Here is a 22,179-nt window from a genome sequence, read left to right as displayed (position 1 = left end):
CATGAGTGATATCGCCAGCAAGCTTTCCCGTCTGTCGCCCGCGCAACGTGCCTTGTTGCAAAAGCGCCGCCGTACCGTGGCGCCCGCGCGTGATCCGCAGGCCCCCGCACCGTTGTCTTTTGCCCAGCAACGGCTGTGGTTTGTACAGCAGCTGGCACCGGACAGCACCGCTTATAACATGACGATTACCCTGCGTTTGCGCGGCCCGCTGGATGCCAGTGCGATGCAAAAGGCCTTTGACGGGCTGGTCGCACGCCATGCAGCCCTGCGCAGTTGTTACCGGCCCGATGCGGATGGCAACCCGCAGCAAATGGCAGGTACAGCGCCGCGCCTTGCCTTGATCGATTGTGCAGATGCCACTGCGGAGCTGGCAAAAATTGTGGAACCGCCTTTTGATTTGAGGCAGGTGCCACTGCGCGCCGCCTTGCTGCGCGAGGCGCCCGAGGATGCCATCCTTGCCATCGGGTTGCATCACATCGTGGCGGACCGCTGGTCCATGGGGCTGATGATCCGCGAATTGGCCGTGCTATTTGATGCCGCCTGCCGCGATGAGGCCGGCCCCCTGCCCCTGCCCGACTTGCAAATGCCCGACTATGCGGCTCGGCAACGCGGGACACAGGTTGCCGGTCTGGATGCGCAAATCGAATGGTGGCGGAACACGCTTCGGGGTGCGCAGGCATTGGAGCTGCCGCGTAAGTCCAGCGGCAATGCGGCCGGCGGTGCAACCCATGAATTCGCCGTGCCGGATGATCTTGGCTTTGCCCTGCGCCAAGAGGCACGGCAGCGCGGCGTTAGCCTGTTCACCTTACTGCTCGCGGGGTTCAACCTGTTGATGTACCGCTATTGCGACACCGACGACATCACCGTAGGCAGCGATATATCCAACCGCGACAGCAAAGAGACCCAGGGCATGATCGGGCCGTTGGTCAATACGCTGGCCCTTCGCTGTGATCTTTCGGGGCATCCCGATTTTGATACGGCCCTGACACGAACCCAGCAGGTCTTGCGCGATGCTTTCGCGCATCAAGATGTCCCCTTGGATCAGGTGGTCGAATCCCTGAACCCGGACCGGACAAGCGACGAGATGATCCCGCTGTTTCGCGCAAAGTTCGACCTGCAGCAGGCCGAGCGTTTGCCCGACCGGATCCACGGTGTCCGTCTGGAACGCCTTCCGCGTCAGGATCGCACGACAAAATACGAATTGCGGATGAACCTAGAGGATGACGGCGCGACCCTTTCCGGTCGGGTGGAATATCGCGCCGACCTTTATGCGCCCGAGGTCATCTCGGGGATGGGCAAACATTTCATTAATCTGTTGCGGGCGGCGTTGGATGATCCCAAATGCCCTGCGTCACGGCTTGCCATGCTGGACGTGGATGAGGCCCGCAAGATGGTCTCCCTTGCCACCGGCCCCGCCTTGCCACAGCATGCCGAGACCCTGCATCAGGCATTCTTGGATCAGGTGGACCGGACCCCTGACGCCATCGCCATTACCGATGGGCAGCAGGAAATCACCTACCGTGATCTTGATGTGCAATCGGGCGCTATTGCGGCGGCCTTGGGTCAGCGCGATATGCCTGCTGAATCCCGTATCGGGATATTAATGGCGCGCAGGCCCGATCTGGTGGCGACGATCCTTGGGGTCTTGCGGGCCGGATGCGCCTATGTCCCGCTTGATCCGGCCTATCCCGCCGCGCGCCTTGCCTATATGGCGCAGGATGCGGGTGTTGGCCTGATCCTGACCGATGGCGGCGTGGGTACGGTTGGCGATACCCTTGCCGTCAATATCCATGACCTGCCCCCTGCCCGCGCGCCGATGCCACGTGGCAAAGGTGCGGATCTGGCGGTGATCATCTATACCTCGGGCTCTACCGGTCAGCCAAAGGGGGTGGCGCTGGAGCATCGCAATATCCTGTCGCGCATCGCTTGGGCCGGCACGGTGTTTGAACCACAAGACCTTTCCGGCGTTCTCTTTGCAACCTCGGTTTCCTTTGACCTGTCACTGTTTGAAATCTTTGCCACGCTGGCCAATGGCGGGCGGATGGTGATGGCGCAAAGCCTGCTCGACCTGCCTACCGATGCCGGTGTGACCCTGTTGAACACGGTGCCAAGCCTTTTGCGCGAATTGGTCAAAAACAACGACCTGCCCGCATCGGTGCGTTGCATCAACCTTGCCGGAGAGTTCTTTCCCCCCGCTTTGCTGGAACGGCTGCTGGAGTTTCCGCAGCTCAAAACCATCAACAACCTCTATGGCCCCACCGAAGACGCCATCTATGATGCCGGCAATCCGGTGCAGGATGAACCCGAACGCCCGATGCCCATTGGCCGCCCCTTTCCGGGGTCGCGCATCTATGTGCTGGACCGCAACGGCGCCTTGATGCCAACAGGCCTAACCGGAGAGCTTTGCGTCGCGGGGGCCGGATTGGCGCGCGGCTATCTGAACCGGCCCGAGCTGACGACCGAGCGGTTCTTGCCAGACCCTTTTCAGGATGGGGAGACCGCACGGCTGTACCGCAGCGGCGATCGCGGGCGTTGGCGGGCGGACGGGCGTATCGACATTTTGGGCCGCATCGACACGCAGGTAAAATTGCGCGGCCAACGTATTGAGGCCGGCGAGATCGAGAACCGGCTGGAGACCCACCCGAATGTGGCCGAGGCCGCGGTTCTGATCACAGGTGAGCCCGCCGATATCGACCGTCAGCTTATCGGCCATATTGCGCCGGTGCCGGGGCAGTCCATTGCACCCGAAACCCTGCGTGACTTTTTGGCGGCACAGCTTCCGGCCCATATGGTGCCAACCCTTTGGCAGGTCCATGACACCCTGCCCCGTATGCCCAATGGCAAGGTGGACCGGCCCGCGCTGAATGCCTTTGCAGGGGGTGAACACCGCCCCCATGTTGCACCTGAAACCGAAACCGAGCGGCGGGTTATCGCGATCTGGCACGCGTTTCTGGACCAGCCGGAAATCGGGGCCGAGGATGACTTTTTCGCGCTTGGGGGGCATTCCTTGCTGGCGATGCGCCTGCTGGCCCGCTTGCAACAGGATTTCACCGTTCATCTGACTTTGGGCCAGATGTTCAACGCGCTGACACCGCGCAAACAGGCCGCCCTGCTGGATGCCACAATCGGGCAGTCGCCCGACGCCCCCCAAGCTTCCGATCCGACCGCGGGGCTAAGCGATGCCGAAGTTGACGCCTTGCTGGCGCAGATGGCCCCCAATACAACAAAGGAACAGGCATGAGCCCCCAAGACACCACCACGCTTGATCCGGCCGCCAAACGCGCGCTCTTGGCAAAAATGTTGAAACAGGCCGCCCCTGATGCGCGGCCCCGCCATGCCCCGCTTAGCTCGGCCCAACACCGTTTGTGGTTCATCGACCAGCTACAGCCGGGCCAGTCGACCTATACCATCGCCGCCGCCCTGCGTCTGCGCGGTGCTCTTGACCTCACCCGCCTGCAGGCAGCCCTGGATGCGATCGTTGTCCGTCACGAACCCTTGCGCACAAGGTTCACCGATCACGAGGGTGCCGTGCTTCAGACCATTGGCGCGCCTGCACCCGTGGCACTGGAAACCGCCGATATCGCGGAACCCGCCTTGCAAGATGCTTTGGCCGGTTTCGCGGCCCGCCCCTTTGATTTGACCAAAGGTCCGGTGTTGCGCGCCGCCTTGTTCCGGATGGACAACCGCCATCATGTTCTGGCGATAGCGGTTCATCATATCGTGGCCGATTATCACTCGCTTCAGGTCATGATCGCAGAGTTTACTGCCCTTTATGAGGGCAAGACCCTCCCGCCCTTGCCCCTGCAATTTGCCGATTATGCGCTGGCCCAACGTGGCCATAACCGGACAGGGCAGGTCGCATTCTGGCAAGAGGCGCTGCACGGTCTTGCGCCGCTTTTGGACATGCCCACGGATTTCATGCGCCCCAAGCAGCAGGATTATGTCGGCGCGCGGTTGCGCTTTGATCTGCCCGAGGGGTTGGCCTCGCGCCTGCGCAGCCTTGCCAAGGCCCGTGCTGTTACGCCTTTTACGCTGTTGCTGGCGGGGTTTCACATTCTGCACCAACGCTACAGCGGCACGCGGGATGTTTGCATCGGCACAACCGTGTCCAACCGGGGTCGCGCCGAACTGCAGGGGCTTGTTGGCTATTTCGTCAATACACTGGCGATCCGTTGCACGGTGGCGGAGGATGACAGTTTTGACGACTTTCTGGCGCGGATGCAGGGGCATATTTCAGGGGCGATGGCCCATCAAGAGGTGCCTTTTGAACAGGTAGTCGATGCCACGGTGATTGAACGCAGCCTTGCCCATGCGCCGCTGTTTCAATCCATGTTCAACCTGCATGAAAAGCAGCCCAATGCCGTCAGGCTGACGGGGTTGACGCTTGAAACCCTGACCCTGCCTGCGAAAACGGCGCGGTTCGACCTTTGCCTTGATATGTTCATCGGGGAGAAAATCACCGGCGTTCTGGAATATGCCACGGCACTGTTCCGGCCCGAGACCGCACAGCGGATGGTCGACGACTATATCCGTATCCTTGAGGCCGTGATCGAGGCACCGCAAGGCAGGCTGGCCGATATCGACCTCTTTACCGCCGCTGACAAAGAGGCGCTTTTGGCATTCAACGCCACAGATCGCACCATACCGGAGCCTGATCTTGCAAGCCTGATTGCGCAGGGCACCCAACAACCTGACGCAACCGCCGTCATCGCGGGAAATACCCGCCTGACCCATGCGCAGCTTGATGCCGCCGCCAACCGTTTGGCGCAGCATCTTGGCGACAGGGTGCAAACCGGCGACAGGGTGGCCGTTTGCCTGCCCCGCACCGCTGATCTGGTGGTCACGCTGCTGGCCCTTCTCAAACTAGGCGCGCCCTATATTCCGCTGGACCCGACCCATCCACCGCAACGGTTGCGTGATATCTTGCAAGACAGCAATCCCGCCTTGTTGATCGGCACCGGCGCGCCGCCGGTGCCATCCGAATGCCTCTATCTGGATCTTGAGGTCAGCCGCGACGACATAAACGCCTGTGCCGACAAGCCCCCCTTGGGGGCGATCACGGGTGAGGATCTTGCCTATGTCATCTTTACCTCCGGCACGACGGGGCGGCCCAAAGGCGTGCCGATCCGGCAACGCAGTTTGGTAAACTTGCTGACCAGCATGATGCGTAGCCCCGGCATGACGGCGCAGGATTGCTTGGTCAGCGTCACCACACCCGCATTCGACATCGCAGGGCTAGAGCTGTTCTTGCCCCTTTTGTCCGGAGGCACACTGGTCATCGCGGATCAGTTTGATGTCATTGACGGCTTGGCCCTGTCGCGGCTTTTGGAGCGGGTGGATGCAACGGTGATGCAGGCGACGCCCTCAACCTGGCGGCTGCTGGTCGAAGAGGGTTGGCAGGCACCCAAAAGCTTCAAGATGCTCTGTGGCGGGGAGGCGCTGGATATCGCCCTTGCCCGCCGGTTGCTGGCCGGGGACGGACGGCTCTTCAACCTTTATGGCCCGACAGAGACCACGATCTGGTCAGCCTGTGCCGAGATTACCGCGGGTGGTATCGCGCGTGGCCAAATCCCTTTGGGTCGCCCGGTTGCCAATACTTGGCTGCACATCGGGGATGCCGATGGCCGCCCTTGCCCTCCCGGCGTGGCGGGTGAGATCCTGATCGGTGGTGACGGCCTTTCGCCGGGCTATCTGGACAGGCCGGAACTGACCGCGCAAAAGTTCATCACCCGCGATGGCCAGCGCCTTTACCGGACCGGCGACCGCGCGAAGATGACTGCCGAGGGGGAAATCATCTATCTCGGGCGGACCGACTTTCAGCTCAAGCTGCGCGGTTTCCGTATCGAGGCGGGCGAGATCGAGACATTGCTGACCCAGTATCCGGCGGTCGAGCAGGCGGCGGTGACCCTTTTGGGGGATGGCGACACGGCCATGCTGGTTGCCTATTGCCGTGCCGCCGCCGAACCCGACCTGCAAGACCGTTTGCGCGCACATCTCGGGGCGCATCTTCCGGCCTATATGATCCCGTCGGCTTTCGTGTTTCTTGACCGCTTTCCATTGAACGCAAGTGGCAAGGTCGACCGGCTGCGTCTGCCCGCGCCTGAAACGCAATCCACGCCACAAGCACCAACAACCGGAGCCGAAGCGATGCTGGCAAAAATCTGGGCCGAGGTTCTGGGCATTGACGCACCGGGACCGGAGGATGACTTCTTTGGTCTGGGCGGGCATTCCTTGCTGGCGATGCGCATGGTGGCGCGGCTGGGCCATGACGGCCCCCGCGCCGTGCCACTACGCCTGCTGTTCGAGAACCCCCGCCTTGCTGCCTATGCCCGTGCCTTGGAGCAGGCGGGGATCTTGCGGGATGTGCCCCGTGATCCGATCCCGCGCCTTGCGTCAGGGGCCAAACCGCCACTGTCTCATGCGCAATCGCGTCAATGGGCATTGGCATCCTTGGACCCGGATCAAACCGCCTATCACATCTCATCGGCGCAGCGCCTGAAGGGCACAATCGACAGCGCGCGCTTGGCCCGCGCCTTTGCCGCCTTATGCGACCGGCACCAGATTTTGAGATCGGCCTATCCGGCCACGGGCGGAACACCGCAGCATGCGGCACATTGCACGACAGACCCCTCATTTTGCGCCGAACCCGTAACCGAAGATGCCTTGCCCTCTGTGCTATTGGCCAAGGTGCAGCGCCCCTTTGACATCACAAACGGGCCGCTTGTGACACTTGATCTGCTGTCTGTGGATGCCGAGAACCATGTCCTGTTGATGGTCATGCATCATATCATCGCGGATGCAGCCAGTGTGCAACTGGCGCTTGGTGAATTGATGGAGTGCTATAACGCGCTGACCAAGGACCCTGCGTGGTTGCCCGCCCCCTTGCCGCTGCAATATGCGGATTATGCTGCATGGCAAGCGGATCAGGATTTCAGCGAAGGCTGCCAATATTGGGTCGATCATCTGCGCGGCGCGCCGCCGTTGTTGGAGCTGCCAACAGATTTCCCACGCCCCGCACAGCAGGATTTTTCCGGCGGGAATGTTGATTTCACCCTTTCAGGGGCTGCGCTTACGGGCTTGCGCGCCTTGGCCACACAAACGGGTGCGACGCCCTATATGGTGCTGCTTGCGGGGTTCACGGCCTTCCTCGGCCGTTTTGCCGAGACCGATGACGTGGTGGTCGGCACCCCGATCAGCACCCGCCCCCATCCTGATCTGGACCAACTGATCGGGATGTTTGTCAACACGCTGGCGCTGCGGTTGCGCATGGATGACAAGGCCGGGTTCACCGCCCTGCTGGACGTTTGTCGCCAGCGGGTTCTGGATGGTTTCGGCCATCAGGACACGCCGTTTGAAAAAGTGGTAGAGGCTTTGGCGCCCGACCGCACATGGAGCCATAACCCCGTGTTTCAGGCGATGTTCTCATGGCGGGTTCAGGCCCAAAGGCCCGCGCATGAGGGGCCGGAATGGGCGCCTTTGGCCATGCCGACCACATCGGCCAAAATGGATTTGCATCTGGCCGTGCTGGACCGGGGCCATGATCTGGCGCTGCGGCTGGAATACCGCCGCGATCTTTTCCTGCCAGAAACAGCCTCGAATATGGCGCAATCCTTTGAGGCGCTTATCCTGTCGATCCTCGATGCCCCCGATGCGCCGATCAACAGCCTGTCGATGTTGCATCCCGAACAGTCCCGCGCCATCGCGCGCTGGAACGATACCGGACAGTTGCCGGTGGCAAATACCGACACGCTGCATGGCTTGGTCGCGGCCTGTGCCGCACAGGTGCCGACGCGGGTCGCCGTTCGGGATACCTCGGGCGCGCTCAGCTATGACGCGCTGGAGGCGCGCAGCAACACGCTGGCCGCATATTTGCAAGGCCGTGGTATCGGGGCGGGTGATCGTGTCGGGGTTGCCTTGGGGCGCGGGGTGGATCTGGTTGTCGCAATCCTTGGGGTGCTGAAAACGGGTGCGGCCTATGTTCCGCTTGATCCCAATTACCCCGTCGAACGTATCGCCTATGTCGCCGAGGATGCGGCGCTGTCCTTGATCCTTGGCGATCGCGATGCGGCAAACACGCTTGGCCTGGCCGGATTTTGGGAGGGGCGACCGCCACAAATGCCAACCCCTTGCGTCACAACACAGGATGATCTTGCCTATTTGATCTATACCTCAGGCTCGACCGGCAAGCCAAAGGGTGTCGCCTTGAACCACGGCAACGCGGTCGCACTGGTTCGCTGGGCCGAACGCACATTCAGCAAGGAAGAACTGGCCGGCGTTCTTGGCTCAACCTCGGTCTGTTTCGACCTCTCGGTTTTTGAGATTTTCGCCACCCTCTCGCTGGGCGGCACGCTGTTCATGGTTGAGGATCTCTTTGCCCTGCCCTCGGCCCCTTTTGCCGAGCAGGTGACACTGATCAACACCGTTCCCACCCCCATGGCCGAACTGATCCGGCTGGGGCCGTTGCCCAAATCCGTGCGCACCGTTTGCCTTGCCGGCGAGACACCCTCACCCGCATTGGCACGGAAAATGACCGAAGCCGTTGACCGTTTCGTCCACCTGTACGGCCCGTCAGAGGATACTACCTTTTCCACCGGCATGGATGTGCCGCGCGGGTTTGAGCGTTTCAATCTGGGCCATCCTGTGGCCGGCACGCAGGCCTATATTCTGGATGCCCTAATGCAACAGCTTCCCGTCGGGATGCCCGGTGAGCTGTATCTGGCGGGGCAAGGTGTTGGGCGCGGGTATTGGAACCGGCCGGGGATGAGCGCGGAACGTTTCCTGCCCAACCCCTTTGATCACGACGGCAGCGCGCCGGTGATGTACCGCACCGGCGACCGCGTGCGACGCACCTCGGACGGCTCGATCGACTATTTCGGGCGCGGCGACAGGCAGCTTAAAATACGCGGTTTCCGCATAGAGCCGGGCGAGGTAGAGGCCGCGCTTAGCACACTGGATGGTGTGACCGCCGCCGTGGTCGACCTTTGGCAGGTACCCGACCGGCCCGCGCGTTTGACCGCATGGGTCGAGGGGGACGCGCTGCAATCCGACCTTGTCGCAGAGTTGACAAAACGCCTGCCCGCCCATCTGGTCCCCACGCAATTTGTTATCGCCGCCTCCCTCCCGCGCTTGCCCAATGGCAAGCTGGACCGCAAATCCATGCCCGCACCATCGGACAGTAAACCGATGCAGCAGGCGGGTGACGAGATGCCCCTGCCGGGGTTGGAGCAACAACTTGCCGGGATCTGGAAACGCGTATTGGGCCGCGAGGCCATCACGCGGAACGCAGGGTTTTTCAGCATCGGTGGGGATTCCATCCTTGCGATTCAGGTGGTCGCCGAGGCGCGTGATCTTGGCATCGCCTTGACGCCGCGCGATCTGTTCCAGTTTCCCACCCTTGCCGAACTGGCCGCAGCCGCAGTGGGCCGTGAAACGGCGGGGCAATCAGGAGGACCGGTCATCGGCCCGCAACCGATGACGCCTGTACAGCATTGGTTCCTGAACCGTGATCTGCCACAGGCGCAGCACTGGAATCAGGCGGTTGTTGTTACCCCGACCCGCCCGTTGAAGCCCGACACGCTGGACCGGGCCTTGGGGCACTTGTCTGAATGGCACGCCTCTTTGCGGGCGCGGTTTACCTGCACGGATGGTGCTTGGGAACAGATCATCGCGCCGGTTCAGGACCAGCCCTATCTGACGCGCACCTCTGGTGATGTCGGCAAGGCCGCGCAGGCGTTGCAGCAAAGCTTTGATCTGGCTGATGGGCCGATGTGGGGCGCGGCCTTGTGTGACCATGCAGATGGTGGCCAGCGGCTTGTGGTCGTGGCGCATCACCTGCTTGTCGACGGTGTGTCATGGCGTATCCTGATGGCTGACCTGCAACGGCTTTATAGCGGGCTGGAGCGTGGCGAAACCCCGACCCGCCGCCGCTCAACGCCGACAGGCACTTGGGCCTCCCATCTGCAAAATGCCGAAACCTTCACGACCCAGCGCGACTATTGGCAGGATGTGCTTTCGGTGCCAAGCGCCGCGCTGCCGGTTGATACCCCTGACGGCCAGAACACCGAGGCAACGGCCAAGCGCCATGAAACGCGGCTGGATAGTACGCTTAGCCAGCAGGTGTTGCAGGACGTGCCTGCGGCCTATCCCGTCACCAGCGAGGAGTTGATGCTGACGTCACTGGCGCTGGCCCTGCGCGATTGGACCGGCCAAGCCGCCACCCGCATCGAGATGGAAAGCCACGGGCGCATCGGCGAGGACCAGATAGACCTGAGCGGCACGGTGGGTTGGTTAACGGCAATCTATCCCTTTGTCCTGAGCAGCCCACCGGATGGGGTGGCCCATGATGCCTTGCGCAGTGTCAAAGAAGCGCTGCGCACCGTCCCAAGCGGCGGTATTGGGTATGGGGTTTTGCGCTATCTGCACAATGCCCTGCCAGATACAGAGACTGATATCCGGTTCAACTATCTTGGTCAGGCCGGCGCTGTTCTTGGTGCCGACAGCCTGTTCCAGCCCGCAGATGAAAGCGCGGGCCCTGCACGTGCGGTTGCGAACCCATGCGACACGTTGCTGGAGATTAACGCGCTGGCCACCCCCGACGGGCTGCGCATCGGCTGGAACTACGCCGGCGATATGATTGCCACCCCCACCATTGAACAGTTGGCCACTGATTTCACCCGCCACCTGATCGCGCTTGTTGCCCATTGTCTGGGGGGGGAGGACACCGGCCTAAGCCCTGTCGATTTCCCCGACATGGATTTTGCCGCCGACGATCTTGATGACCTATTGCAGAGCCTTTGACATGACAAACAACACCGCAGACCGCCGCCGGAATATCGAAAACATCTATCCTCTTGCCCCTTTGCAAGAGGGCATCCTGTTTCACAGCCTGATCGCGCCGGAAAACGCAGGCGTCTACATGCCGCAGATGGCCTATCATCTGTCCGGCCCGATTGATGCCGTACGGCTTCGCACGGCTTGGGAACAGGTGCTGGCGCGCCATTCGGCCCTGCGCAGCGCGATCCATTGGGAAGAAAGAGACGAACCCTTTCAGGTCGTTTACCGCCAGCTGCCCCTACCGTGGCAAGAGCTGGACTGGCAGGGCCGTGACCCGCAGGCCGAACTACAGCAGCAATTTCAGGAGAACCGCGATTCACCCTTTGACCTGCGCCGCCCGCCCCTGATGCGGTTGCAGCTGGCGCGAGTGACGGCGGACCGGCATATCCTGATCCTATGCCACCACCACATCATCCTTGATGGCTGGTCGCAGGCGCGCATGCTGCAAGATGTGATGGCCTATTATCACAGCGCAACCCATCTGCGCCCGCCACAGCCCTATGTGGAATATATCCGCTGGCTCAAACGTCAGGACCGGGATGCGGCCATCGGGTTCTGGCGTGACTATCTGGAGGGGGTTCCCGGCCCCAGCCTTGCCTTTGGCGGCCCCGGTGAGGCGCCTGAATTCTTGCGCAGCGAATGGGCGCTTCCCCCCGCCTTGGCACGGCAAGTTGGCCAGTTCTGCGCAGATCAGGGCGTCACGCTGAACACCTTGCTGCAGGCCGTTCTGGGCCTGATCGTGGCAGAGCGCCTTGGGCGGCGTGACATTACCTTTGGCAGCGCGACCGCCGGCCGCCCCACCAGCCTGCCCGGCGCGGCGGAAATGGTCGGGCTTTTCATCAATGCCTTACCCGTGCGGTTAAGGGTCGAACCCGACGACCGTATCGGGGATTGGTTGCGCCGCCTGCAAAGGCAGCAGGCGGAAACCATCGAGCATGAGCATGTGGCCCTGCGCGACGTTCAGGCCGGTCATGGCACCCTGTTTGATTGCCTTTTGGTGGTCGAGAACTACCCCGTCTCTTTGGATACGGAGGGTCATGAAATCGCACTGGACCGGGTCGAGTTTGATGAGTGGACACATTTCCCCCTGACCTTGCTGGTCGCGCCGGAACAAGCGGGGATGAAACTTATCCTGCGCTATGACCGGACCGTCATTTCGGACGAGAAGCTGGCCGCCTTCACGGACCGTTTCAAGACCTTGATCAGCCGGATCATGGCCGAACCGGACGGCCCCGTTGATGCCCTGATAGACGGCATAAAAACCGCGCAGCCTGCCCAGACATCCGCCGCGCCGCAACCCGCCCGCGCGCCCGCTACCCAGACCGAAAAGCGCCTTGCCGCGATCTGGGCCGATCTGCTGAAACGGCCCGCCCCCGCGGCGACCGATAACTTCTTTGCGCTTGGAGGGCACTCCTTGATGGCCGCCCGCATGATCAGCCAGCTTCGGCGGGAGCTGGCGCTTGAGCTGACGGTGCGCGCCCTGTTCGAACGTCCTGTTCTGGCCGATTTTGCCAATTATATTGATGCCATGCAAATCGGACAGGCCCCTGAAACCAAAGCCGATGACGACACTGTCGCGATGGAGTTCTGATGTCAGACCTGTCCCAACTGATCTGCCTTCCGCCCGCCGGCGCGGGGCCAAGCCTGTTCCGGCCTTGGCAGCAAAATGATCCGACTGTAATAGCCCCTGCGATACCGGGCCGGGAGGCCTTGTTTCGCGCGCGTCCCCTGCCCGATCTTGCCACGCTGGCCGAAGATATCGCAAAGCGGGTGGCCGCAGAAATTACCCCCGGCTACGGGCTGTTTGGCTATTCCCTTGGCGGTACCCTTGCCTATTTGCTGGCAGAGCGATTGGTCGCGCGGGGCCTGCCCGCACCCGAGGTGGTCTTTACGCTGGGGGCACTGGCACCGCACCGTCTTGGCGGTGGCATTCAGGACATTCTAACGCTGGATGGAAATGCCTTTTGGGACGAGATCGCGCGTATCGGCGGCACCCCGCCAGAAATCCTCAATGATCCAGAGCTGCGGGCGTTTTTCGAGCCCGGGCTTAGGGCTGACTTTCGACTGTGCAAAACGTATCAGCCGCCCAAACGTGGCTTTCGCCTGCCCTGCCCGATTGAGGTGTTTGTGGCAGATCGTGACCATCTTGTCGGTTCCGACAGCGCCGCGGATTGGTCCGAATATACCAGACAGCATGTATGCCTGAACCGTATTGCGGGCGGTCATATGTTGAACGCTGTTCAATTCAAGGCACTTCTTGGACGCATCCGCAAACACTGGCCGGAAAAGGTTTCGACATGATCCAGATCACCCTCTCGAATGGCCTTCGCCGCTTTATGCCTGCGCGGTGGCTGGTCGCTATTGTCGTGCTGTTTGTGCTGATGGCCGGCTTTGTCCGTCACTCTGCCGGGCTGGGGATTGCGGGTTTGATCCGCGATCTGAACGGACTTAGCCCGTTTTATGCCGCCGATGCGCCATGGATCACCGGGATCATGTTTTTGCATATGTTTACGGGGGCCGTACTGACGTTGCAGGCCCCGCTGCAACTGGTCGGGGCAATCCGGCGGCGCTCTCGCCGGTTTCATCGCTGGAACGGGCGGGCCATGATTATATTCGGGCTGTTCACCGGATTTGGCGGCATCGTCTATGCCACATTGCGCGGCACAACCGGCGGGTTGTTCATGGATATATCCTCAACCTCTTACGGTATCTTGATTTTCATTGCAGCCGTTCAGACATATCGGCTGGCGCGCGCCAAAAAGTGGAAACAGCATGAGCGCTGGGGCTGGCGGTTGTCCGTGCTTGTCATCAGTTCGTGGCTTTACCGAATGCATTATGTAATCTGGGACAGGCTGACAGGCGGGTGGGGCGTAACCCCCGATATGACAGGGCCGTTTGACAGGTTTCAGGCATGGGGCTATTTTCTGGGGTATCTTTTGTTGCTTGAAATCTATTTTATTTATGCACAGTCACGGAAAAAACGAGGCCTTGCGCGGGGATGAGCCCTGCTGGTCACGTCCCGCGCAATAGAACGCCAGATTGATACCGGCCAATGCGAAAAGCCGCCCCTTGGGGCGGCCTTTCTTTAGTGTAACCAAGTTAATTCGTTAAGAACGAGGCATAGGCCTCATACCCATAAAATTATGCGTTGGCTTTGTTACGACGACGGCGAACGAAGCCCATTGCACCCAAACCAGCCAGCAACAGCGGCAAACCGGCAGGAAGCGGAACAGGCGCAACAACAACACCGGAGTCGAAGGCATAAGAAACCGTGCCGATCACGTCACCCCCAGCAAAGTTCAGGTAACCTGCACCACCGGGCTGCAAAGCGGCCCAACCGTCCAACAGGGTTTGACCATCAGCGAAGGCATATTCTGTGTAGCCAAAGTTCAGGTAAGACGCCAAGGTCTCTGTCAGGCTAAGGCCCCAAACGTCTTCGGCGTCAGTCGCCACCAGATCGAAGAAGTGGAATTCATCACTGGCATCGATCACGCCATCAAAGTTGATGTCACGCTCTGCAATGTTGTCAATCACGCCATCAACCGTCATGTTGGCGGTATTGATTTCCAGCGACCCCAAAGTATGTGTGCAGCAAAGACGCAGCTGGCTGTCATTCATCAGGGCGACTTGTTCGTCCGACAAAGTATAAGAGACGCTTGGGTCTGCTTGGTTGGTGAATACGTTTGGATCATCGGTCGCGACGTAGTTGATGTCTTTCATCTCATCGGTAACGCTTGGATCCGTTTCCCGGAAAGAAAAGGTTTTAACCGAAGCAAAGGATTCGACCTCTTCGCCAGCAGCATCTACGGGAGAGATATAGGCCGTCGCACGGCGCAGGGAAAGCAATGCACCGCCGTCGATGAACTGGCTGCGGCTGACGCTGCCGTCGTCGTTCACACGTGTGGCGTTAACGTCCACAGTGCGTTCCGGATTGCCGGCTTCGTTATCGCCCCAGTTTGTTGTAAGCGATGCAGCGCCAAAATCGGCGGTGAATTCGAATGTCGCCGAACCGCCGGTGATCACGTCGATCGTGGCAGCAGCAGCGGTGTTTGTAAGGGCAGCACCTGCGATAATTGTTGCAGAAAGAAGTTTAGTCAGTTCCATTTCAAGTCTCCAGTTTGGGATACAGAATGGGTGCCGACTAGGTGCCTGATACGGGCAAATATAGTAAATTGTTAACGACGTCAATAAATTGATCACTGTATAATCAAATACTTGTGAAGTCTCTGCTCTGCATCGTTAAGACTTTGATGGGCGTTGTTTTATGGCTTCGGCAAAAGTCTGCGCTGCAATGCAGGGAGGCAGATGGCGGCATGCGCGACCCTGCACCATCTGGCTACAAGGCGGGATATGGGATATATTGGTTTCTGGAGAGGGTGCCAGAATCGAACTCGGGTACACGGATTTGCAATCCGGAAAATTTCGCTGATTTAATAGGGAAAAAATGTAAACGGACTTGTTTCGTTCACGGTCACTTTTCAATAGGTTACGAGCGCGAGGTAAACGGTTTTTCGCAGGCCAAAAGGCAAAGAAAAACCGCTGAGGGGGCGGCCACCCACCTCAACGGCCCAGAAGAATTTTTCCTCCCTCATGATTACGCGAATTTCGGGCTGACCTCAAGCCAATTGGCGGTGCGGTTATGAGTTGGCGTGTTGCAAATGAATGCGCCGAGCGTCGTTTTGGCAGTGCCGCGCGCAAACAGATCATTATGTTTCTTGCAGATAAGGCGAGCGATGACGGCTCGGGCATCTGGTGCTCCAAAGGAACGATCCTGCGCCACACAGAGCTCAGTGAAAGCACCGTGAAGCGCACCGTCATCGACTTCCTTCGGGAGGGGATTTTGATTGAGACGGGGCGGCGGCACTGTAAGAACGGTTACACGGTCATCTACCGCATTGCTCTCGAACGCGTGGCGGCGATGGAAACCACGGCGGAACCCGATATCGAGACGGGGGTCACTGTGAACCCCGAACCATCCTAAAACCATCCATAAACCACCTACGCGCAGGCGCGAGGCGACGGAGGAGGTTGAAGATTTAGAATTGGAGAAGATCCTAGCGACCTATCCCGAAGACAGGATCCGAGATCGACCGACCTGCCTGCACCAGATTTCAATGTCCGTCAGAGAAGGCATTCCGCCTGGGGACCTGTCGATGGCCGTCAAAGCCTATGCTGCGGAGACTGCAGGTTATACGCGCGGCAAAGTCTGTTTCTCAGACAACTGGTTCAAATCGCGGCGTTGGGAAAAGGGGCTTGCCCAGGTCCAAGCCGATCGCGAGAAGGCGCGAGAGGCCGAAGTCAACGGCCGTACCCGGCTCGCCAGCTGGATCCATGAGCGTCATCCTATGTGCCGTCATATTACCAATCGACAGATTGAGGATCTGGTCGCCTCAAAGCTGGTGACGCCAGAACAGGTGCGTGCAGCGGAGCTTTCGGCATGAGCTCAGCCAGTAAGTTACGCTATAGCGTAAAGTATGTAAATTTACGTTGCGGCGTAATTTGTTTTCATTTACGCTGTAACGTAAAAGGAGCCGCATCATGGACCTCACAGCACGAACAGCCGAACAGATCGGCGAAGCACTCCGCCGAACCCGCAAGGCGCGCGGCTGGACCCAAAGCGATATCAGCGCGCGCACCAATTTGCGTGTCGCGACGATTTCATCGCTCGAGAATGGCGATGCAGGCACCAAGCTGGCCACGGTGCTGGCCATTATGGCCGCGCTTGGGCTCGAGTTTCGGTTGGTTGAGCGCGGCGGCTCGCTTGAGATTGAGGACATCTTCTGATGGCGAAGCGCGGGAGTAGCGGCACGATGCAGGTGCTTTTGAACGGACGGCTAGTGGGGGCCCTGCGTCTCGCGGGCTCTGGCGCAATTAGCTTTATCTATGATCCGGAATGGTTGGCATGGGAACATGCCATGCCCATCTCGCTTTCGCTCCCTTTGCGTGAAGAGGGACACCAGGGCGGGCCAGTCATCGCCTATCTGGAAAACCTCCTTCCAGACAATCAGGCGATCCGAGAGCGCGTTGCGGCGCGGGTTCGTGCGGGCGGCACTGATGCCTGGCACATGTTGGAGAAGATCGGGCGCGACTGCGTAGGGGCGTTGCAATTCGTCTCGGGCAATATTTCCGAAATGGGCGCGCTCGAAGGTGAACCTGTTACGAAAGCACAAATTGCCGACATGCTGCGCAATCTGGCGAGTGCTCCTCTAGGGTTGAAGGAAGATGATGACTTTCGCATTTCCATCGCAGGTGCGCAGGAGAAAACCGCGCTTCTTCGCCATGAGGGTGAATGGATCCGCCCATCGGGCATGACCCCCACGACCCATATCTTCAAGACCCAACTCGGTGTGCTGCCAGGTGGCATCGATCTGTCCGACAGCGTCGAAAACGAATTCTTCTGCATGAGCTTTTGCCGCGCCATGGGCATGGATGTGGCAGAGGTCGAGATCGTTGACTTTGAGGATGTGCGCAGTCTTGTGGTTACGAGGTTCGATCGACGCTGGACCAAGGACGGCCGGTTGATCCGCCTGCCACAAGAAGATTTCTGCCAGGCGCTATCGGTGCCGCCCAGCCAGAAATACCAAATGGAAGGCGGGCCGGGGATCACCGAAGGTATCGGCCTACTGGCTGGTAGTGATGATCCTGAGGCTGATCAGCGCGCCTTCTTCCGCGCGCAAGTGCTGTTCTGGCTCTTAGGGGCGACGGACGGGCACGCAAAGAATTTCAGCATTGCGCTGCGCCCCGGAGGTTTCCGTATGACCCCGCTTTATGATGTACTGAGCGCTCAAAAAGCCGTGGATGACGGGCAAATCCGCCAAAACCGGATGCGCCTCGCCATGGCTGTTGCTGGCCACTACCGGATCAACGAGGTGGTGCCGCGCCATTTCCTACAGTCTGCAAAGGCGGCGGGGTATGGTGTTACGCTGGCGGAGGAAGTGTTGGCGGATGCCGCAGAACGAATTGAGCTTGCCATTGAGAAAACGGTTTCGGGTATGCCCACGAATTTCCCTGAAGACTTGGCTCAAATCATTGCAGACGGCGTCAGGCAGCGAACGGCATCCCTTATGATTCACAAGGGGGACCGCACGGAATGACCAAGCTTGAACTTCCAAATGGGATTCTGTTGGAAGAGATAGAGGAAGGCCTTCTCGTTCAGCAAGGCACGGAGGCTTGGCACGCCTTGTGCAAACGCCATGGGCGCTGCGAGCGAGATCAAGCCCGCAAAGATATGCGGGCAAAGGCTATTCATTCAGGACGCCAATCGGTCCAAGCAGCTCAAAATTGCAATTGCTGCGGCTGACCTCGGCAAAGGAGGTGAAACATTCTGCCTCAGAGGGCCGGTACTCCGCGCAGGCCGTGAGGGTCAGAAGGGTGAGTGTCATGACGAAAAGCTTGTGCATCAAATCTGTCTCCAAAAATCAGGGTTCTGGCGATAATCCGCGCCGACCAGCGCTTCGCCTTTTTCCATGCCGCCAAGGATCGTGAGATACGGGCCAAGGGCGCTGAGGTCGGCATCGATCACGACCGAGCCTTGATCGTCGCGCACCAGCGCCAGACGGGAATTGCTGCCGGTGCCGAGCAGAACGCTGAGCTCTTTGTCAGTGAGCCCCAGCATCGCGTAATCACTGGCCGAAGCACGAATATTGGGAAGCAAGACTTGCGTAGGAACGGCCTCGACAATCGTTTTTCCAGTTCGGGTTTTCTCAAGCTGGCTTGCGTATTGGGTCATCATCACGACAACCGCGTTTTGTTTGCGCGCGGTCACAAGCCAGTTGCTAAGGCGTTCCGCGAAATACGGGTTATCGAGCGCTTTCCAGGCTTCATCGATGATGATCAGCGTCGGTTTGCGATCCTCAATTACGCGTTCCACCCGCCGAAACAGATAGGACAGCACCGCCATCCGCTCTTTCTCGCTTTCGCTGTCGAGAATGCCGGTTAAATCAAAGCCCACCACATCGCCCTCGAGCGAAAAGCTGTCTTCGAGGCTTTGCCCGAAGATCCAGCCGTAGCGCCCATCAGCCGTCCATTCATGGATCCGCTCGAACATGTCTCCTTCATCGGCCTCAGCCACGAAGAGAGAGGCCAGGTCTTGCCAGTTGCGCAGGGCTGCATCGTTGGCACCGGCGTTCTGGCGCACCACCTCTTGGATGCGGTTGATCTGGACCGGGCTCAGGGGCTTGTCTGCGCGATGTAGAAGCGTGGCGAGCCAATCTGACAGCCAGGCTTGCCCGCGCCCATCAATTTCTGTGCGGAGCGGATTGAGGCCGGTTGCTTCGCCCGCCTTGATCGAACTGTAGAGGCCGCCGCTTGCGCGCACCGCCATTTCCATGCCCATGCGATAATCAAAAACAAACACCCGTGCCTCGCAGCGCCGGGCTTGGGTCATGAGGAATGCTGACAAGACCGATTTATCTGAACCAGGACGACCGAGGATCAAGGTATGACCACCGGTCGGTTCTTTGTCGGGCTGGCCAGTCTCGTGGTAGTTGAAGAGAAAGCCCGAGCGTTCTGGCGTTGGGAACAGCGTGATCGGTTTGCCCCAGGGCACTTTATGGCCAGCCTTGCCCAGCTGACTGCGATGAAGCGCTGCGAGGTCGGCAAAATTCGTGTTTGTGATGGCAGCCTTTCGGCTGCGCATCTGCCCGTTGCCCGGATGTTGCGCGAAATAATGGGTGCGGGCGGCAAAACTTTCATTGACCAGATTGACGCCTTCACTGGCGGCGATATTGCGCACCTCGGCAGCGATGGTCTCCAACTTTTGCTCAGAATCGGCGAAAACCGTGACCGTCATGTGATGATCACCAAAGCTGAGCCGCTTGGATTCTAGATCATCCAGCGCGTCGACCAGTTCTTCGGCCAGTGAGATGGCCCCGTCATCACTAGCCTTCATTAGGCGTTGTTGCCGTTTGATCCGGCTGGCCATGATGTTGCTGTTGATCGGCGCGAAGGAGTGGGTGACAACCATGTCGATGGGCAGATTGAGCTCATCGAACATGGTGCAGCTGGTTCTTGCAGGATAGGTCTTGATCGCGAAGCTGGTGCCGAACCGCGTGCCTGCCGTTCCGTCGTCCAGCTTGAAGCTTCGCCCCTGAAACGTAACCCGTGTGTTGGCCACATCCTTGGCAACAATACCAAAGCGCGATTTTGCGAAGAGCGGCCGTTCCTGACCTATGTTGAGTGCGCCAAGGAAGCCCAGTAGCTCGCCGCTTTCGGCCCCGAGAAGGCGCGGGTTCATCTCGGCAAATGATGACAGCAGAAACCCGACGACCTCGCTGAGCTTGCGCAATTGCTTGGCAGTCTAGTCTTTGAGTTGGGCGATCGAGTCTGAGCGTTTCAGGCGCAGCCGCGCGCCAAGGGGTGGACGCTTCAGAACCGTGAACGTGAGCGTTTTGTCGCGCAGACCCGATTGCGCCATGGCCGCCTGCCAACGGGTATCGAGCGCCTGCGCAAATCCCCCGTCGGGCACCGGTGGCAACGTGGTCTCGATCGCTTTTGAAACCTTGTGCACGTAAAAACTATATTCGGGCCCGATCTGCGCGATGATGGCAGCGAAGAGAGCCCGGATCTTCTCTAGGTGCGCGTCATCGCTGGTCATGCTGTTGACGCCATCGAGGCGGATACATTGCAAGAGCGCATTAGCCCCGACGAAAGCGATGCCGTTTTGCGCAAGCTCAATAGGGCAAAAACACTGTCTCAAGGCACAAAAATGTAAACGCCCCTGTAAACGGTGGGCCCAAGCATGGGAAGGAATACTCTAAGTGTTTGATTTTAAATGGAGGCGAGTACGAGAATCGAACTCGTGTACACGGATTTGCAATCCGTTGTTGACCATTGCCATCACCGTGTTTGCGCTATGGCAACGGCTCTGACTGGCCCCAATCTGCGGCCTGCATTTCGCGCAAACGACTTGCGGTGCGTTCAAATTCAAAGCTGCCGGCACCCTCGATATAAAGTCGTTCCGGCGTATCGGCGGCCGAGGCCACCAGCCGCACCTTCGCCTCATAGAGCGCGTCAATCAGGGTCACGAACCGCTTTGCCTCATTGTAGTTGCTGGATGAAAGCTGCGGGATATCTTCCAGCACCAACACACGCACAGCTTGTGCAATCGCCAGATAATCGGCGGGGCCAAGCGGCTTGGCGCAAAGATCCCAGAAGGTGGCGCGCCCGACGCCATTGGCATAGCGCGGCACCTCTACCTCGCGGCCATTTACCGGCAGGCGCAGCACCTCTTCGTCACCGCCTGAAAGATCGGCCCAGATTGCATCGATATCGGCCCGCGCCTTGCCTGCGGGATGGAAATAGACCTGCGCGCCCTCAAGCCGGTGCTGGCGGTAATCATTTGGGCTTTCGAGTGCGACAACCTGCATTTGGTCGCGCAGCAGGTCGATAAACGGCAAGAACAACACGCGGTTCAGCCCGTCTTTATACAGCTCTTCGGGGACGCGGTTTGAGGTGGTCACAACCACAACGCCGGCGGCAAACAGCTTTTCAAACAAACGCCCGACGATCATCGCATCGGTAATATCGGTGATCTGCATCTCATCAAAGGCGAGCAGGCGAATATCGCGGATGATCGCATCGGCGACCGGTTCCAACGCGTCATCGACGCCTTGTTTGCGGGCCTCATGCATACCGCGGTGGATTTCTTGCATAAAGGCATGGAAATGCACGCGCCGTTTTGCAGGGCTGTCGGTGGCGGCGATGAAAAGATCCATCACCATGGATTTCCCGCGCCCTACGCCGCCCCATAGATACAAGCCTTTAGGGGCCGGTGCGGGCTTGCGAAACAGGCTCGACAGTAGGCCTGATTTGCGTTCTCCCTGCGCCTCGGCCCAGACACGGATGGTTTCCAGCACCGGCAGAATGGCGTGTTGTGCCGGATCAGCCCGCAGGCTGCCCTCGGCGATTTTGGCATCGTAGATCTGGGTCAATGTTTGTCGCATGAAGGCGGTTTAACCCGTGCCGCAGCCGGACGCCAGAGGGTGTTAAGCGTCCGTTTCGATCGTAAACCCGCCAAAGATCATGCGTTTGCCATCCATCGGCGCCTCCATCATCAGCTTGCCGATCTCGGGGTCGGCCATCGCCGCCTCCATAACCGCGTCGCGGTGGGCGCGGTCGCGGTAGGTCATGTAGCCAAACACAGGCACCTCACCCGGGCCGCATTGCACGGCGCGCGGAAAAGAGGTGACCTTGCCCATTGGCACATCATCCGGCCGTGTCTCTACCACGGAAAGCACGCCGTGGGCCTTCCACATAGGGGCCATTTTCGCGGCAATCACGAAATACTCGTCCAGCTTGCTCTTGGGAACGGGGGCCACGAACGCATCAATATATGTCATATCACTT

General features: G+C 59.6%; 14 protein-coding genes, 1 tRNA gene and 1 pseudogene. 10 read left to right on the top strand and 6 right to left on the bottom strand.

Annotation, left to right across the window (positions count from 1 at the left end; all coding sequences use genetic code 11):
* Window position 1 precedes the first annotated feature (1 nt).
* From EOK75_RS08290 to EOK75_RS08270, 5 genes are read left to right on the top strand one after another with little or no spacing between them, the layout of a single operon-like run.
* On the top strand, window positions 2-3,241 hold the full coding sequence (locus EOK75_RS08290; protein WP_137193500.1) for a non-ribosomal peptide synthetase: 3,240 nt from the start codon (window positions 2-4) through the stop codon (window positions 3,239-3,241).
* A complete protein-coding gene (locus tag EOK75_RS08285; protein ID WP_137193499.1) occupies window positions 3,238-10,797 on the top strand; it encodes a non-ribosomal peptide synthetase in 7,560 nt (2,519 codons plus the stop codon). The genes EOK75_RS08290 and EOK75_RS08285 overlap by 4 nt, the downstream gene beginning before the upstream one ends.
* Before the next feature lies 1 nt (window position 10,798).
* Window positions 10,799-12,424 carry a condensation domain-containing protein gene (locus EOK75_RS08280; protein ID WP_168199184.1) on the top strand — a complete coding sequence of 542 codons (1,626 nt, stop codon included), beginning with the start codon at window positions 10,799-10,801 and terminating at the stop codon, window positions 12,422-12,424.
* Window positions 12,424-13,134 (top strand): thioesterase II family protein, encoded by a 711-nt coding sequence (locus EOK75_RS08275; protein ID WP_137193497.1) that lies wholly within the window; start codon window positions 12,424-12,426, stop codon window positions 13,132-13,134. Before EOK75_RS08280 ends, EOK75_RS08275 begins: the two co-directional genes overlap by 1 nt.
* On the top strand, window positions 13,131-13,835 hold the full coding sequence (locus EOK75_RS08270) for a DUF2306 domain-containing protein (RefSeq protein WP_168199183.1): 705 nt from the start codon (window positions 13,131-13,133) through the stop codon (window positions 13,833-13,835). The genes EOK75_RS08275 and EOK75_RS08270 overlap by 4 nt, the downstream gene beginning before the upstream one ends.
* Window positions 13,836-13,974: 139 nt before the next feature.
* On the opposite strand, the gene EOK75_RS21365 is transcribed toward EOK75_RS08270, so the two are convergent.
* Complete coding sequence (locus tag EOK75_RS21365; protein ID WP_240793951.1) at window positions 13,975-14,937, bottom strand: VPLPA-CTERM sorting domain-containing protein; 963 nt, start codon at window positions 14,935-14,937, stop codon at window positions 13,975-13,977.
* A gap of 209 nt (window positions 14,938-15,146) precedes the next feature.
* Here EOK75_RS21365 and EOK75_RS08260 point away from each other — a divergent pair, with 209 nt between their 5' ends.
* The 5 genes from EOK75_RS08260 (at window position 15,147) to EOK75_RS08245 (ending at window position 17,927) form a co-directional block, all read left to right on the top strand.
* Window positions 15,147-15,476 (top strand): hypothetical protein, encoded by a 330-nt coding sequence (locus tag EOK75_RS08260; RefSeq protein ID WP_168199182.1) that lies wholly within the window; start codon window positions 15,147-15,149, stop codon window positions 15,474-15,476.
* On the top strand, window positions 15,473-15,814 hold the full coding sequence (locus EOK75_RS21360; RefSeq protein ID WP_240793950.1) for a hypothetical protein: 342 nt from the start codon (window positions 15,473-15,475) through the stop codon (window positions 15,812-15,814). The genes EOK75_RS08260 and EOK75_RS21360 overlap by 4 nt, the downstream gene beginning before the upstream one ends.
* Window positions 15,815-15,986: 172 nt before the next feature.
* Window positions 15,987-16,274 carry a hypothetical protein gene (locus EOK75_RS21355; RefSeq protein ID WP_240793949.1) on the top strand — a complete coding sequence of 96 codons (288 nt, stop codon included), beginning with the start codon at window positions 15,987-15,989 and terminating at the stop codon, window positions 16,272-16,274.
* A 97-nt stretch (window positions 16,275-16,371) separates the two neighbouring features.
* Window positions 16,372-16,617 (top strand): helix-turn-helix domain-containing protein, encoded by a 246-nt coding sequence (locus tag EOK75_RS08250; protein WP_137193494.1) that lies wholly within the window; start codon window positions 16,372-16,374, stop codon window positions 16,615-16,617.
* Window positions 16,617-17,927, top strand: a complete 1,311-nt coding sequence (locus EOK75_RS08245; protein ID WP_137193493.1) for a type II toxin-antitoxin system HipA family toxin — start codon at window positions 16,617-16,619, stop codon at window positions 17,925-17,927. The genes EOK75_RS08250 and EOK75_RS08245 overlap by 1 nt, the downstream gene beginning before the upstream one ends.
* A gap of 147 nt (window positions 17,928-18,074) precedes the next feature.
* On the opposite strand, the gene EOK75_RS20790 is transcribed toward EOK75_RS08245, so the two are convergent.
* The 5 genes and pseudogenes from EOK75_RS20790 to EOK75_RS08225 all read right to left on the bottom strand — a co-directional run bounded on the left by EOK75_RS20790 (window position 18,075) and on the right by EOK75_RS08225 (window position 22,172).
* Window positions 18,075-18,215, bottom strand: coding sequence for a hypothetical protein (locus tag EOK75_RS20790; RefSeq protein ID WP_168199181.1), 141 nt, complete (start codon window positions 18,213-18,215; stop codon window positions 18,075-18,077).
* Between the two features lie 17 nt (window positions 18,216-18,232).
* Window positions 18,233-20,470, bottom strand: a pseudogene (locus EOK75_RS08240) (VirB4 family type IV secretion/conjugal transfer ATPase); the annotation flags it as partial.
* A 136-nt stretch (window positions 20,471-20,606) separates the two neighbouring features.
* Window positions 20,607-20,675: transfer RNA gene (locus tag EOK75_RS08235), tRNA-Cys, on the bottom strand.
* A gap of 9 nt (window positions 20,676-20,684) precedes the next feature.
* Window positions 20,685-21,776 carry a cell division protein ZapE gene (gene zapE, locus EOK75_RS08230; protein WP_137193492.1) on the bottom strand — a complete coding sequence of 364 codons (1,092 nt, stop codon included), beginning with the start codon at window positions 21,774-21,776 and terminating at the stop codon, window positions 20,685-20,687.
* A 42-nt stretch (window positions 21,777-21,818) separates the two neighbouring features.
* Window positions 21,819-22,172 (bottom strand): DUF1428 domain-containing protein, encoded by a 354-nt coding sequence (locus EOK75_RS08225; protein ID WP_137193491.1) that lies wholly within the window; start codon window positions 22,170-22,172, stop codon window positions 21,819-21,821.
* Window positions 22,173-22,179: the final 7 nt, after the last annotated feature.

The organism is Pseudorhodobacter turbinis, from assembly GCF_005234135.1.
Lineage (GTDB): Bacteria > Pseudomonadota > Alphaproteobacteria > Rhodobacterales > Rhodobacteraceae > Pseudorhodobacter > Pseudorhodobacter turbinis.
This window is presented reverse-complemented; position numbering and strand designations above follow the sequence as displayed.

Excerpts from the sequence above, each read along its gene's own strand:
- EOK75_RS20790 (WP_168199181.1), bottom strand. The coding sequence starts at position 18,215 with ATGACACTCACCCTTCTGACCCTCACGGCCTGCGCGGAGTACCGGCCC.
- EOK75_RS08285 (WP_137193499.1), top strand. The coding sequence starts at position 3,238 with ATGAGCCCCCAAGACACCACCACGCTTGATCCGGCCGCCAAACGCGCG.
- EOK75_RS08260 (WP_168199182.1), top strand. The coding sequence starts at position 15,147 with ATGCGCGACCCTGCACCATCTGGCTACAAGGCGGGATATGGGATATAT.
- EOK75_RS08280 (WP_168199184.1), top strand. The coding sequence starts at position 10,799 with ATGACAAACAACACCGCAGACCGCCGCCGGAATATCGAAAACATCTAT.
- EOK75_RS21360 (WP_240793950.1), top strand. The coding sequence starts at position 15,473 with ATGAGTTGGCGTGTTGCAAATGAATGCGCCGAGCGTCGTTTTGGCAGT.
- EOK75_RS08250 (WP_137193494.1), top strand. The coding sequence starts at position 16,372 with ATGGACCTCACAGCACGAACAGCCGAACAGATCGGCGAAGCACTCCGC.
- EOK75_RS08275 (WP_137193497.1), top strand. The coding sequence starts at position 12,424 with ATGTCAGACCTGTCCCAACTGATCTGCCTTCCGCCCGCCGGCGCGGGG.
- EOK75_RS08290 (WP_137193500.1), top strand. The coding sequence starts at position 2 with ATGAGTGATATCGCCAGCAAGCTTTCCCGTCTGTCGCCCGCGCAACGT.
- zapE (WP_137193492.1), bottom strand. The coding sequence starts at position 21,776 with ATGCGACAAACATTGACCCAGATCTACGATGCCAAAATCGCCGAGGGC.
- EOK75_RS21365 (WP_240793951.1), bottom strand. The coding sequence starts at position 14,937 with ATGGAACTGACTAAACTTCTTTCTGCAACAATTATCGCAGGTGCTGCC.
- EOK75_RS08225 (WP_137193491.1), bottom strand. The coding sequence starts at position 22,172 with ATGACATATATTGATGCGTTCGTGGCCCCCGTTCCCAAGAGCAAGCTG.
- EOK75_RS21355 (WP_240793949.1), top strand. The coding sequence starts at position 15,987 with ATGGCCGTCAAAGCCTATGCTGCGGAGACTGCAGGTTATACGCGCGGC.
- EOK75_RS08245 (WP_137193493.1), top strand. The coding sequence starts at position 16,617 with ATGGCGAAGCGCGGGAGTAGCGGCACGATGCAGGTGCTTTTGAACGGA.
- EOK75_RS08270 (WP_168199183.1), top strand. The coding sequence starts at position 13,131 with ATGATCCAGATCACCCTCTCGAATGGCCTTCGCCGCTTTATGCCTGCG.